General features: G+C 71.0%; 11 protein-coding genes and 2 pseudogenes. 7 read left to right on the top strand and 6 right to left on the bottom strand.

Annotation, left to right across the window (positions count from 1 at the left end):
- The first annotated feature begins 163 nt into the window (after positions 1 to 163).
- Both OHA37_RS03975 and OHA37_RS03970 read left to right on the top strand, forming a co-directional pair.
- A complete protein-coding gene (locus OHA37_RS03975) occupies positions 164 to 307 on the top strand; it encodes a hypothetical protein (RefSeq protein WP_266902495.1) in 144 nt (47 codons plus the stop codon).
- Between the two features lie 242 nt (positions 308 to 549).
- A complete protein-coding gene (locus OHA37_RS03970) occupies positions 550 to 1,431 on the top strand; it encodes a DUF4394 domain-containing protein (protein ID WP_266902493.1) in 882 nt (293 codons plus the stop codon).
- A 146-nt stretch (positions 1,432 to 1,577) separates the two neighbouring features.
- On the opposite strand, the gene OHA37_RS03965 is transcribed toward OHA37_RS03970, so the two are convergent.
- Positions 1,578 to 2,234: a fasciclin domain-containing protein gene (locus OHA37_RS03965; RefSeq protein ID WP_266902491.1), complete on the bottom strand. Its 657-nt coding sequence runs from the start codon at positions 2,232 to 2,234 to the stop codon at positions 1,578 to 1,580.
- Positions 2,235 to 2,738: 504 nt separating this feature from the next.
- Here OHA37_RS03965 and sigK point away from each other — a divergent pair.
- The 4 genes and pseudogenes from sigK to OHA37_RS40745 form a co-directional block, all read left to right on the top strand.
- On the top strand, positions 2,739 to 3,329 hold the full coding sequence (gene sigK / locus OHA37_RS03960; RefSeq protein ID WP_443046105.1) for an ECF RNA polymerase sigma factor SigK: 591 nt from the start codon (positions 2,739 to 2,741) through the stop codon (positions 3,327 to 3,329).
- Positions 3,326 to 4,066 (top strand): anti-sigma factor, encoded by a 741-nt coding sequence (locus OHA37_RS03955; RefSeq protein WP_266902489.1) that lies wholly within the window; start codon positions 3,326 to 3,328, stop codon positions 4,064 to 4,066. The genes sigK and OHA37_RS03955 overlap by 4 nt, the downstream gene beginning before the upstream one ends.
- A 1,048-nt stretch (positions 4,067 to 5,114) precedes the next feature.
- Positions 5,115 to 5,318: a cold-shock protein gene (locus OHA37_RS03950; protein ID WP_114041062.1), complete on the top strand. Its 204-nt coding sequence runs from the start codon at positions 5,115 to 5,117 to the stop codon at positions 5,316 to 5,318.
- A gap of 426 nt (positions 5,319 to 5,744) precedes the next feature.
- Positions 5,745 to 5,873: pseudogene (locus tag OHA37_RS40745) on the top strand (DUF1062 domain-containing protein); the annotation flags it as partial.
- A 333-nt stretch (positions 5,874 to 6,206) separates the two neighbouring features.
- Here OHA37_RS40745 and OHA37_RS03945 read toward each other — a convergent pair.
- On the bottom strand, positions 6,207 to 6,839 hold the full coding sequence (locus OHA37_RS03945) for an FMN-dependent NADH-azoreductase (RefSeq protein ID WP_266902483.1): 633 nt from the start codon (positions 6,837 to 6,839) through the stop codon (positions 6,207 to 6,209).
- Between the two features lie 117 nt (positions 6,840 to 6,956).
- Here OHA37_RS03945 and OHA37_RS03940 point away from each other — a divergent pair, with 117 nt between their 5' ends.
- A complete protein-coding gene (locus OHA37_RS03940; protein ID WP_266902481.1) occupies positions 6,957 to 7,565 on the top strand; it encodes a TetR/AcrR family transcriptional regulator in 609 nt (202 codons plus the stop codon).
- A 155-nt stretch (positions 7,566 to 7,720) separates the two neighbouring features.
- Here OHA37_RS03940 and OHA37_RS03935 read toward each other — a convergent pair whose 3' ends face one another.
- The 4 genes and pseudogenes from OHA37_RS03935 to OHA37_RS03925 form a co-directional block, all read right to left on the bottom strand.
- Positions 7,721 to 8,620 carry a GNAT family N-acetyltransferase gene (locus OHA37_RS03935; protein WP_266902479.1) on the bottom strand — a complete coding sequence of 300 codons (900 nt, stop codon included), beginning with the start codon at positions 8,618 to 8,620 and terminating at the stop codon, positions 7,721 to 7,723.
- 200 nt (positions 8,621 to 8,820) lie between these two features.
- Positions 8,821 to 8,965 (bottom strand): annotated as a pseudogene (locus tag OHA37_RS40740) (IS630 family transposase); the annotation flags it as partial.
- Between the two features lie 52 nt (positions 8,966 to 9,017).
- A complete protein-coding gene (gene metX, locus OHA37_RS03930; RefSeq protein ID WP_266912495.1) occupies positions 9,018 to 10,208 on the bottom strand; it encodes a homoserine O-acetyltransferase MetX in 1,191 nt (396 codons plus the stop codon).
- Positions 10,205 to 11,566: a bifunctional o-acetylhomoserine/o-acetylserine sulfhydrylase gene (locus tag OHA37_RS03925; RefSeq protein ID WP_266902477.1), complete on the bottom strand. Its 1,362-nt coding sequence runs from the start codon at positions 11,564 to 11,566 to the stop codon at positions 10,205 to 10,207. Before OHA37_RS03925 ends, metX begins: the two co-directional genes overlap by 4 nt.
- Between the last annotated feature and the right edge of the window lie 551 nt (positions 11,567 to 12,117).

Here is a 12,117-nt window from a genome sequence, read left to right as displayed (position 1 = left end):
CCAGTTGGTAATCCGTCCTACCCGCATCACGACGGACGGTGATCGGGGGGGCCGTTTCGGGTTCCTCCGAAAGGGCCCCCCGATCCACGGCACACCCACCAGTCCGCTCGCAGCTTCGCCGCGAATCATCTGTAGGGGGGATGGATTTTATGAGGCGAGCACGATGACCGACGAAGAGTTCGAAGAGCTCATGGACCAGGCGCGGGCCGAGGTGCGCAGGATCTCCTTCTCCGCCCCGCCTTCAGGCGACGACGCGGAGTACGCCTTCCACACCCAGCACGCGGAATTCGGAGCCCCTTCCCACTGACCCGCCCGGGCACGACCGGAGCGAGAGCGCGCGGCGAGAGGCCTGCCGCTGCTGCCCCGCAGCGGGGCTTGACCGGGGGAAGGGGCGCGGGGCCGGCGCAGACGGCGGCTGCCGTGGGCCGGCCGCACTGCGCCGTTGGGGTGGATTCCCGATACGAGGACGTCCGCATGGCTGCCGGCTGCGAACCATGCCCGGACCCGCCGTCACCTCGGGCAGGTCCATCAGCCACGCGAAAGGTGAACATGCTTACTCGCAGGACCGTCATCGCCCTCTCCGCCGTCCTCGCGGCGGTCTGCTCCGCTCCCGCGCTCGCGGCGGCCTCCGCCACCGATACGCCGCCGCGGACCCTGCCGGCCATGGAACGCGGGGGACTGAGTGCGATCGGACTCACCTCCGACCAGCGGCTCGTCGAATTCGACGTCGACAGGCCGTCCAGGACGTCGGCCGTGGGCCGGGTATCCGGCCTCCAGGGCGACACCAAGATCGTCGGCATCGACTTCCGCGTACAGAACGAGAAGCTCTACGGAGTCGGCGACCGTGGCGGCGTTTACACGCTCAGCACCACCAACGCCGGGGCAACGAAGGTCTCCCAGCTCACCGTCGCCCTCTCCGGCACGTACTTCGGTGTCGACTTCAACCCCGCCGCCAACCGGCTGCGCGTCATCTCCGACACCGGCCAGAACCTGCGCCACAACATCGACGACGTCACCGCACCCCTGGGCACCACCACCGATGGGACGCTGACCACCCCCACAACCCCGCCCTCCACCGCCCTGGGCGTGACGGGCGCCGCCTACACCAACAACGACCTGAACGCCGCGACCGCGACGACCCTGTTCGACATCGACACCATGGCCGACCGGATCTCCCTGCAGTCCCCGGCCAATAGCGGCGCCCTCGCCCCCACCGGGAACCTCGGCGCGAACGCCGGCCCGGAGGCCGGCTTCGACATCTACTACAACGCCAGGACCGGCACGAACAAGGGCTTCGCCGCCCTCGGCACGGGTAGCTCCTACGGCCTGTACGAGATCAACCTGCTCACCGGCAAGGCCGCCGGCCGGGGCGCCTTCCCGGGCAGGCAGCAGGTCACCGACATCGCCCTGCCCCTCAGCCAGGAGCGGTAGCCCGAAACGAGGACTCGGCGAGACCGCTGGGGGGCGGCCCCGCCGAGTCCTCGCGGGAGTGCGGATGCCGAAGGTGGTTCGTCCGGCCGGGGTGCCTCGGGGACGCAGGGCGGGCGTCCGGAACGGGCCGCGGTCCAGTGGTGGGGCTACTTCGGCATCAGGACGGTGTCGACGATGTAGACGTTGGCGTTGGCCGTCTTGACGTTGCCGCAGACCACGTTGGAGGTGCCGTTGACCTTGTAGGACTCGCCCGAGCCACTGGTGGTGAGCTTGCTCTTCTCCAGCGTGTCGAAGGAGCCGTTCTCCAACTGCCGGGGAGCGAGCGGCTGGCCGACGACGTGGTACGTGAGGATCTTGGTCAAGGTGGCCTTGTCGGCGAGGACCTTGTCGAGGTCAGCCTTCGGGATCTTGGCGAAGGCGTCGTTGGTCGGCGCGAACACCGTGATGTCCTTGGCGTTGTTGAGCGTGTCGACCAGGCCGGCCTGCTTGACGGCGGCGACCAGGGTGGACAGCGCCGGGTTGTTGGACGCGGCGGTGGCGACCGGGTCCTTGGCCATGCCGTCGAAGGAGCCCGCGCCCTCGGTGGGAACGCCGGAACAGGCCGGGCCGAACGGTGTGTCCATGGCCGTGGAGGCATCCGGCGTCGCCGCCTGCGAAGCAGCCGAAGTGCTGCCGCTCTTGTCCGCCGAGGATCCGGCAGCGGAATCGCTGCCCGAGTCGGAGCAGGCGGCCAGAGCGAAGGGCAGGACTGCCGCGGCGGCGGCAGCGAGTGCGGTACGGCGGAAACGAAGCGTGCTGGACATGAGGATCTCCTCGTGTGTTTCTGGCGTTTCAAGAAAAATCAGAAGCCTGGGGGCGGAAAAGGTCCGCGGACGTCACCCGTGGGCTCCTCACACCCGGCATTCGCTGTGCTCCGTCCGGCGGATTGGTCGCGCGTCGGGATCAGCGGGTTTCCGCTGCCGGAACGGGGAACGGGAGGCCTCGTGGGCCGGGCGCCGCGAAAGGACTCCTGTCCGGCTTGACCACTCCTGCGACCTTCCGGACCGTGGTTGCGGCGGCTGGGCGGTCGAAGCCGGTTTCACTCGATCGGATGGCGCCGGCGGTACGGCGTTGTCGCACCGGAGCAATCCGTACAAAGGTCCGCTACGAAGAAGATGCAGGACAGAGCAACCATGACCGGCCCCCGACCACGGGCCGGTCTTTCTCTCGGCGACGGCGAAAGAGCGGTTGATGGCATCGAGGCACATGTGCGGGCGCGGCTGCCGAGCCGTCGGGTCACAGCCCGGCTCCGGGCGACACGGGAGGGGATGCCGGTGACGCAGCCGCTGCGGTTCGAAGGCGCGGACGCGGGCGGGTCGCGGCTGGAGGAGGTGATGGAGCGGGTGGGCCACGGCGACAAGGACGCCTTCACCGTCCTGTACGACGCGGTCGCCGCCATGGTCTTCGGGATCGCCGTCAAGGTCGTGCGGGACCGTGCGCAGTCGGAGGAGGTGGCTCAGGAAGTGATGATCGACCTGTGGCGCCAGGCCGCCCGCTACCACCCGGAGCAGGGAACCGTCAGGACCTGGGTGGCGATGATCGCCCATCGCAGGGCGGTGGACCGCGTCCGTTCCGCCCAGGCCTCCGCCAACCGCGAGTACGCCAACGCCGTACGCGACCAGCCCACGCCCTTCGACGAAGTCGCCGAGCAGGTCGAAACCCGCCTGGACAGTGAACAGGTACGCCGCTGCCTGCGCGGCCTGACCGAACTCCAGCGACAAGCCGTGACCCTGGCCTACTACCAGGGGCTGACCTACCGCGAGGTCGCGGACGCACTGCGCTCCCCGCTTCCGACCATCAAGACCCGAATGCGCGACGGACTGATCCGGCTGCGCGACTGCATGGGGGTGACCACATGAAACACGACGAAGACCTGCACACCCTCACCGGCGCGTACGTACTGGACGCACTCACCGGTGAGGAGCTCGAAGCCTTCGCCGCGCACCTCGGGCACTGCCCGGCCTGCACGCAGGAGGTCGCCGAGTTCCGGGCGACGGCCGCACGCCTGGCCGCGGCGGCCGCCCTGCCCGCGCCCGCGCCGATGAGGCAGGCGGTCGCGCACCGCATCGAGACCGTCCGCCAGTTGCCCCCGCGCACTCAGCCCCCTGCCCGCCTCACCACCGTTCTGACGCGCAGGGCCGGTCCCTTCGTCGTCGCCGCGAGCATCGCCCTCGCCGCGGCCTTCGGCGGACTCGCCGCCTGGCAGCACCAGCAGACCGAGCAGGCCCGCGCCCAGGCTCAGCAGGCCGGCCGGCAGGCCCAGGAGCTGGCCGCCGTCGTGGCTGCCCCCGACGCCCGGACCGTGCACGGACGCACCACCAACGGAGCCGCCACCACCGTGATCACCTCCGCACTGCGCGACAAGGCCGTCTTCGTCAGCGCGGGCCTGCCGACCCCGCCGGCCGGCAAGAGCTATCAGCTGTGGTTCGACGACCACGGCACCATGCGCCCCGCCGGCCTCCTCCCCGGCGACGGGTCCACCGTCATGCAAGGCGACCGTGGCAGTGCTCGCGCCGTCGGTCTGACCCTGGAGCCCGCCGGCGGCTCCCCGCAGCCCACCACGAGTCCTCTGCTCCTGCTCGCCCTCCCCGCCTGACCGTCCGCGCGGCCCGACGGCCGGAGCGGTGGCACGGCCGCTGTTCCGGGGGCGGCGGGTGCGCGGAGCCCCGTTCGGCCGCCTGCCGGGAAGCCCTCCCTTTCGGGGGAACAGGCGGCCTCGTGCCCAGCCCCTCCGCGCTCGTCCTGCTCGTCGGACGCGGACTGGCCGCCGTGGTACCACCTCGCCGACAAGTCCGGCTGGGTCGATGCCCGCTACGTCCACGCCCACGCCCACGCATGGGTGCGCTACTGCTGAACAGGGCGCCAGGCCGGGTCGGGATTTTCTGCACTCCGACCGTTTGGGCTCCCGGAGACCGGCCATACGAAGGGGCACGGGAGTCCGCGGCGGTGAGCGGCGCGGAGTTCCCAGCGGGCCCGAGCCGCGTGGTGGCATCCCCCCGCCATCGCGCGGCCGGGGCTCCATCAACCTCTCCGAAACGGTCCGCCTCTGACGGAGCCCCTGCACATCGAACACCGCGATCGGCGTGCAGGGGCTTTCTCCGCCGCGCCGCCTCAGGCTGCGAGAGCCGCAAGCAGTTCCGGGGTGGCGCCTGCATCAGTGAACCAAGGCGTGACCTGTGAGGGCGACTGGTGTCTGGTACGGAATCCGGCCATGGGGAGCTGAGTGGATCAGAGGATCACCCAAGAGGTGGATGAGGTCATTCGCCAGGCACCCGCGAGTGATCGCCACCCGCGGTACCAACCGGCATCCGCTGCTCGTCGCCTGCGCTCCGGCACGAAGGCAGGGGTCCACCTCGGCGCGTGGACGGGTCGGAGGCCGGGTGGCGAGTCCGCTCCGGCCGTCGGAGCCGGCGGTGCCATCCAGGGGCGGATTCGTGCCGTGTCCTCCTCTTGGCCGACATTCTTGTAGTGCGAGGAGCACTCTGCGTGTACCGTCAAAGCCAGCTGTCATGGTTCCGAAGTACCGGTCGCCCGTGAGTGCAGGATTCACGGGCGATTTTGCTGTTCACAGTCTCTGAGGACCAGGGCGATCACCTCCGGCTCCCGCATGGTGCGGGATCGGTTTCTAGTCCCTTGGAGGACACATGGCTACCGGAACTGTGAAGTGGTTCAACTCGGAAAAGGGCTTCGGCTTCATCGAGCAGGAGGGTGGCGGCCCGGACGTCTTCGCCCACTACTCGAACATCGCCGCCCAGGGCTTCCGTGAGCTCCAGGAAGGCCAGAAGGTGAACTTCGACGTCACCCAGGGCCAGAAGGGCCCCCAGGCGGAGAACATCACCCCCGCCTAAGCCTTTCCTCTTCATGGGGGGCGCCGCGGTAGCGACGCTCCTGTAGGAAGCCCGGCCAGCCTCGTTTGCTGGCCGGGTTCCTGCGTTCGCAGGCGCGTGAGCTCCTGGCCCCCGCTTCCCTGCTGCCGGCCCGCGCCGGCATCCGGGCATGCGCCCCGCCCGCCGCCGCGTCTGCCCGCTTTGGGAGCCGACACCTCGGGCCGGCAGCTCGCCTGCCACCCGCGGGCGGCCCTGCCACACGCGCCCGAAAATCGGTGGAGCCGTACTCCCGTGGGCCGTTAGCGTGTTCTCGCCCGCAGTCGCCCCCGGCAAGGACGTGCCGTTGTACACCAAGTGAGTCACCCCGAGCGCTGAACCGTCGCGCGTCGCACCTGTGCGCCGTGCTCCTTTTCGCTGCGGTCTTCTCACTGGAACCGGTGTATCTCCATGTCCAGAACCTGGGTGGTCGTTCCCACCTGCCTGCCGATCGTTCTCCGCCGTTGCCACAGGTGCCCCTCCGGGCGCTTCTGGGAACGCGGCACCTTCCGAGTCAACGCGCACCACAAGCTCCTCGACCCGGGTGTCTCGGGCCGAAGTGACCGGCCCGCCTGGCAGTCGCCGTACGGTCCGCCGTCGCACCGGACCCGCCGCGGCCGGTGGGCCCCCGTGCCGGGGGTGGCCAATCCCCGCTCCACCTTGCCGCGCGAGTATCTGTGCGGCCCGTGCGACTGATCGCCGAAGGAGGCTACTCACCGTGGGGAACCTTGTGCCGACGGCCCGCCTGAACGGCTGGCTTTAGGGCGCTTCACCTTTGTGTTCAGGGGGCTGAGCCCTCCCAACGCGAACCCCTGCCCAGCGGAATCCGATCCGCTGGGCAGGGGTTCGCGGCGTCCCGGCGGGGTGGGGTGGTTAGCCGGCGGTCGGGGTGAGGGTGGTTTTGCGGGCCGCCTGCAGGGCTTCCTTGTGGAGTTGGGAGGCCTGGTCGCGGAGGGATTCCATGCCCGGGGTGGTGGCGGCGAGGGTGAGCTCGCGTTCGATGACGGTCAGGTCGGCCTGGAAGACGTCGGCCAGGATGCGGGTGAGGTAGGCGGTGGAGTGGTCCCAGCCGTGCCGCGGGGCGCCGGGGCCGTAGCCGCCGCCGCGTACGGTGACCAGTACGGCGGGCTTTCCTTCCAGGATCGGGTTGGGGCCGCCGGCTCCGGTGATGACCAGGTCGACCCAGGTCTTGAAGTGCTGGGAAACCCCGTAGTTGTAGAGCGGTACGGCCAGTACGACCGCGTCGGCGTCGGTCAACTCCCCGGCCAGGCCGGCGGCCAGGGCGAGGGCTTCGCGCTGGGCCGCGGTGCGGTCGGGTTCGGGGGTGGAGGCGGCGACGGTGGCCAGGGCCCAGGCGTCGGCGGGAAGCGGGTCGGTACCCGGGCGTCGGCGTACGACGGGCTCACCGGGGTGGGCGGCGGTCCACTCGGCCTCCACCAGGTCGGCGATCTCGGCACTGGCCGAGGCGTCGGGGAAGAGGCTGAAATCCAGGCGCAGCAAGCTCATGACTGTATCTCCGCAGGTCAGCGGGATGTTCATCCCGGCGGCATCGTGGCGGTGCATCCGCACGCCAGCATAAACGGACTTTACCCCGTTTACCGTTCCCGTTGTAGCGTGGATGCTGTGAATCGATTCGTCCTGCCCGTGGGAGCGCCCCGCGCCGAGCGCGCCGACGCCGTGCGCAACCGCCTTCTGCTGCTGTCCACCGCCCGGGAGCTGATCGCCGAACACGGCGTGGAGAAGCTGACGATGGACGGCCTGGCCGAGCGTTCCGGCCTGGGCAAGGGAACGGTCTTCCGGAGGTTCGGCAGCCGGGCGGGGATCTTCCAGGCCTTGCTGGACGACGACGAACGCGCCCTCCAGGAACAGGTGCTGTCCGGTCCGCCGCCGCTGGGACCGGGAGCGGGCCCCGTGGAGCGGCTGGTCGCTTACGGCCGGACCCGGATCGACTTCCAGCTGAGGCACTACGCCGTCGCCCGCGCCGCCCTGGACGGATCCCGGCCGGTACCGGCCGGCGAGGGCACGATCTCCCGGGTCCACATCCGCATGCTGCTCGGGCAGGCGGAACTCCACGGCGCGGACCTCGACATGCTGGCCGTACAGCTCACCGCCGCCCTCGAAGGCCCCTTCCTGCTCTACCTGACGGCTTCCACGGAGGAAGAGCCCACCGATCACGTCGAGCGCATGGCCCAGGCCTGGCAGGACCTGGTGGAACGCGTCTGCCGGAGTTGAGCGCGGTCTCCGGGGGGTGCGAGGTGCGGACCGGCCCGTTACTGAGGTTTTCTGTTCGGCGTCGGGCAGTGACGGTTCATGGTCCCTTCGGTATGACGGCAAGCGGTCCGGACCTGCCCTCGGACCGGACCGCTCGCACCGGGTGCTACTCCTCGCTAGGCCTCCCGGCCCGCTGCGTGGAAGTTGATGCGTTCCTTGATGACGGGGAAGCCGGCCTTGGTGAAGTTGGCGGCCATGGGGAAGTTGCCCTGGTCGGTCGATCCGGTGACGACCTCCGCGCCGTGCTCGACGAGGAGGTGGGTGCACTCCGCGAGGAGGTCGTAGGCGTAGCCGTGACCGCGCTGCTCCGGCAGGACTCCGATGAAGCCGATGGTCGGGCCGGAGGGGTTGTGGGCCGGTATGTGGATGCCGGCCAGGTCGCCCTCGGGCGTGTGCGCGATCTGCCACCACTCCCGTGGGGAGGGGCACCAGTGGAGGAAGTCGAGTTCCTCCTGGGCGGCCTGGTCGAGACCGCCCTCCTCGATGGCCCTGAGCGCGTGGGCGTCCAGGGTGACGGAATGGATGCGGCGAAACGCGTCGAAGAACACGGCGTCGTCGGGTTCGGCGCTGAAGCGCAGGCGTCCGGGCCGCTCGGGCAGACCTTGCTCCGGGGTCCAGCGGTACAGGAAGCGTTCCACCAGGAGTTCGTACCCAGCGGCTCGTGCGGCGGCGAAGCGCGTCTCGGCGCCGGCCCGCAGTTCGGGGTCGTCCCGCCAGCCGCTGGGCAGGTTGATCTCGAGTTCGACCTGCCAGGGAGCGGAGCGCAGGAGTTCGGCTCCGGCCTCCTCCTCCCCCTCGGCCACGTCGAACCAGTTGATGTTGACGGGCTCCGAGTCGTCGGGGCCGCCCCACCAAGCGCCGCGTGCAACGACTTCGCCATCGCGCAGGGCGACGCGCTTCCAGTGGGGGCGGAACCGAGTACGCCGATGACCCTCACGGGCGCCCAGGGGGTCGGGAAGTGCGTCAAAGAGATGTGCGTCGCTCGCGGAGAGCGTACGGATGACCAGATCGGTCATGGATTCCTCCGGGATACAGGCTGCTTGGAGCGCCCCCGGTCAGAACTGAGAAACCACGCCGGGATGCTGGAAGAGGGAGCGCTGGAAAGGTGTGAACCACACGGCACTCGCCTCCTTCCGTTCATCTCAGGGCGTGGAGCCACACGGTACGTGATCTTCCGCGGGTCCGTCCACGGATTTCTGCCGTCGCCACCGACAGCGGTCGGGCAGTTCGCCGGCCCACTCGAGCGAAGGGCCTCCATTCCGCCCTCGCGCCAGGCACGGCGCCGGTTCCACCGATCGGACACTCACCCGCAGATCCTTCGCGATCACCACGGTCTTCTCACCCACCACGAACCGCACACCGTCATACCGCAGGGATCATGACCCGTCACCACCCGACGACAACCCGGAAACCTCAGTAGTTCGTGACACCGGCGCGCGGATCCGGGGCGCCGTCGAGGAGCTCCCGTACCAGTGCGCCGACCTGGTCCGTCTCCAGCAGGAACCCGTCGTGCCCGTACGGGGAGCTGATGACCCGGACTCCGTCCGCGGTCGGGATCCCGTGCGCCAGTTCCTCCTGCTGTGCCAGGGGGTAGAGGCGGTCGGAGTCCACGCCGGCCACCACCGTGCGGGCCCGTACCCGGCCGAGGGCCGCGCGCGGGCCGCCCCGGCCCCGCCCGATGTCGTGGGTGTTCATGGCCTCGGCCAGAGCGACGTAGCTGGCCGCGTCGAAGCGCCGGGGGAGTTTGCGGGCCTGGTGGTCGAGATAGGACTCGACGCGGTAGCGGCCGCCGAGCCGGGGCTGCTCTCCCTCCTGGGCCTCGTGGCCGAAGCGGGTCTGCAGTTCCCCGGCCGACCGGTAGGTGATGTGCGCGATGCGGCGGGCGATGCCCAGCCCCGCGTGCGGCCCCCGCCCGGGCCCGGCATCGTGGTAATCGCCGCCCCGCCAATGGGGGTCGGCGCGGATGGCGTGGATCTGGGTGGTGGCCCACGCGATCTGGTCCGCGCTCGCCGCCGCGGGGCAGGCGAGCAGCAACAGCGCCGCCACGCGCCGGGGTTCACCGACGGCCCACTCCAACGCCCGCATCCCGCCCATGGATCCCCCGATCACCAGGGCCCAGCGGTCGACGCCGAGTGCGTCCGCGAGCCCGGCCTCGGCACGGACCTGGTCGCGTTGGGTGAGGCGCGGGAAGGAACCGCCCCAGGGGCGCCCGCCGGGGCCCGGGGAGGCGGGCCCCGTGCTTCCCTGGCAGCCGCCCAGGACGTTCGGCGCCACCACGAACCACCGGTCGGTGTCGAGCGCCCGGCCCGGGCCGACCAGCGCGTCCCACCAGCCGGAGGTCGGGTGACCGGGCCCGGCGGCGCCCGCGACGTGGCTGTCGCCGGTCAGCGCGTGCAGGACGAGGACCGCGTTCGAACGGTCGGGTGCGAGCCGCCCCCAGGTCTCGAACGCCAGCCGCACCTCCGGCAGCACACCGCCCGCCTCCAGCGCCAGCGGTTGCGTGCGCCGGTGCCACTTGCGGCGGCCCGGCGGGTCCCCCTCCCGCCACGCGCCGGTGGCCGGAGGGAGGGCCGCGGTGTCCGGGGCCGCTGTGGCGGGGTTCAGGACGCTTCCTTCGAGGCGCGGAAGCCGGCCTCCAGATCGTCCTTCAGGTCGGCGAGGTTCTCGATGCCGACGGACAGGCGCACCAGCCCCGGGGTGGTGCCGGTGGCGGCCAGCTGCGCCTCGTCGAGCTGGCTGTGGGTGGTGGAGGCGGGGTGGATGACGAGGCTGCGTACGTCGCCGATGTTCGCGAGGTGGCTGAACAGCTCCAGTCCGTCCACGAAACGGCGGCCCGCCTCGACGCCACCCCGCAACTCGAACGAGAGCACGGCCCCGGCGCCGCGCGGCAGGTAGCGGCGCGCCGCCTCGTACCAGCGGTTCGACGGCAGGCCGGGGTAGTGCACCGCCGAGACCTCGTCGCGCTGTTCGAGCCACTGGGCCAACTCCTGGGCGTTCGACGAGTGCCGCTCCAGGCGCAGGCTCAGCGTCTCCACGCCCTGCAGGAGCAGGAACGCGGAGTGCGGCGCGATGGCGGGACCGAGATCGCGCAGCAGCTGCACGCGCAGCTTGACCGCGAACGCGCCCGGTCCCAGGGCGGACCAGTAGCGCAGGCCGTGGTAGCTGGGGTCGGGTTCGGTGAACCCGGGAAAGCGCTCGGGGTGCGCGCCGAAGTCGAAGGTGCCCGCGTCGACGACCACCCCGCCGAGGGTGGTGCCGTGTCCGCCGAGGAACTTGGTGGCCGAGTGGACGACGACGTCGGCTCCGTGCTCGATGGGGCGCAGCAGGTACGGCGTGGGCACGGTGTTGTCGACGATGAGCGGCAGGCCCGCCGCGTGCGCGACGTCGGCCACGGCCCGGACGTCGAGGACGTTGCCGCGCGGGTTGCCGAGGGTCTCCGCGAACAGGGCCTTGGTCTGCGGCCGTACGGCGGCCCGCCAGGCGTCGAGGTCGTCGGGGTCCTCGACGAACGACACCTCGATGCCGAACTTCGGCAGGGTGTGCCGGAACAGGTTGTACGTACCGCCGTAGAGGGAGGCGCTGGAGACGATGTGGTCGCCGGCCGACGCCAGGTTCAGGATCGCGAGGGTCTCCGCGGCCTGCCCGGAGGCGAGGGCGACGGCGGCGACGCCGCCTTCGAGGGCGGCGACGCGCTGCTCCAGGGCGTCCTGGGTGGGGTTGTGGATGCGGGTGTAGATGTTCCCGGGTTCGGCCAGGGAGAAGAGGTCGGAGGCGTGCTGGGTGTCGCGGAAGACGAACGAGGTGGTCTGGTAGATCGGGACCGCGCGGGCGCCGGTGGCCGGATCGGGAGCGGAGCCGGCGTGGAGCTGCTTGGTCTCGAAGGACCAGGCGGGCGTCGCGGATCCGGCGGGCTCGCTCTCGGGGGTGTGCCCTGCGGTGACGGCGTCGATGGGCTGGCTCATGGGTCTCCTCGGAGGTGCGGGTGACTCGGAGGTGCGGAACGGTGCGGTGGCAGCGGTGGCAGGCGGCCGTTGGTACGCGGAAGGGAGGCGCGGCACCCTGCGGGCCGGTACGGGTACGGGCGCGGGGGAGCCGGTGTGGGCGGCAGCGCGTCGGGGCTCACCGTGGAGCGAAGGCCCCGGCACCGGACGGCTCCCGCCCGACGGCTCCCGCCCGGCGGCCGTTGCGTCCAGGCAGGACGGGACGGCGTACGACGGGTACGCGGGAGCGAGCGGTGCGAGGTGCGTGGTGCGGGAGGGGAAGCGCGGGCTGTGCCGCGCGGCGCCGCGTCAGCCGGTGACGGGACAACCCGTGGTCGTGACGCGCGCGTAGTCGACGTGGCGACGGGTCACGAGTACGGTCATGGGCCCAGGGAACCACAGGCGGGGCGGGGCGCACCAGGTCTTCCGGTCAATCCGGTCAGATGTGCCGGCGCACCCCGGGCGGGGACCACGGGTCCGCCGGCCACTCGCTCGGGCAGTCCCGGGGCTGCCCAACTCCGTTGAGTGTCGGC

This window comes from Streptomyces sp. NBC_00335, from assembly GCF_036127095.1.
Taxonomy (GTDB): Bacteria; Actinomycetota; Actinomycetes; order Streptomycetales; family Streptomycetaceae; genus Streptomyces.
Note: the sequence above shows the minus strand (reverse complement) of the source record. Positions and strands in the feature narration are given on the sequence as shown.

What these genes read in the sequence shown, in the direction of transcription:
- OHA37_RS03975 (WP_266902495.1), top strand. Translation starts at nt 164, where the DNA reads ATGACCGACGAAGAGTTCGAAGAGCTCATGGACCAGGCGCGGGCCGAG.
- OHA37_RS03970 (WP_266902493.1), top strand. Translation starts at nt 550, where the DNA reads ATGCTTACTCGCAGGACCGTCATCGCCCTCTCCGCCGTCCTCGCGGCG.
- OHA37_RS03965 (WP_266902491.1), bottom strand. Translation starts at nt 2,234, where the DNA reads ATGTCCAGCACGCTTCGTTTCCGCCGTACCGCACTCGCTGCCGCCGCC.
- sigK (WP_443046105.1), top strand. Translation starts at nt 2,739, where the DNA reads ATGCCGGTGACGCAGCCGCTGCGGTTCGAAGGCGCGGACGCGGGCGGG.
- OHA37_RS03955 (WP_266902489.1), top strand. Translation starts at nt 3,326, where the DNA reads ATGAAACACGACGAAGACCTGCACACCCTCACCGGCGCGTACGTACTG.
- OHA37_RS03950 (WP_114041062.1), top strand. Translation starts at nt 5,115, where the DNA reads ATGGCTACCGGAACTGTGAAGTGGTTCAACTCGGAAAAGGGCTTCGGC.
- OHA37_RS03945 (WP_266902483.1), bottom strand. Translation starts at nt 6,839, where the DNA reads ATGAGCTTGCTGCGCCTGGATTTCAGCCTCTTCCCCGACGCCTCGGCC.
- OHA37_RS03935 (WP_266902479.1), bottom strand. Translation starts at nt 8,620, where the DNA reads ATGACCGATCTGGTCATCCGTACGCTCTCCGCGAGCGACGCACATCTC.
- OHA37_RS03925 (WP_266902477.1), bottom strand. Translation starts at nt 11,566, where the DNA reads ATGAGCCAGCCCATCGACGCCGTCACCGCAGGGCACACCCCCGAGAGC.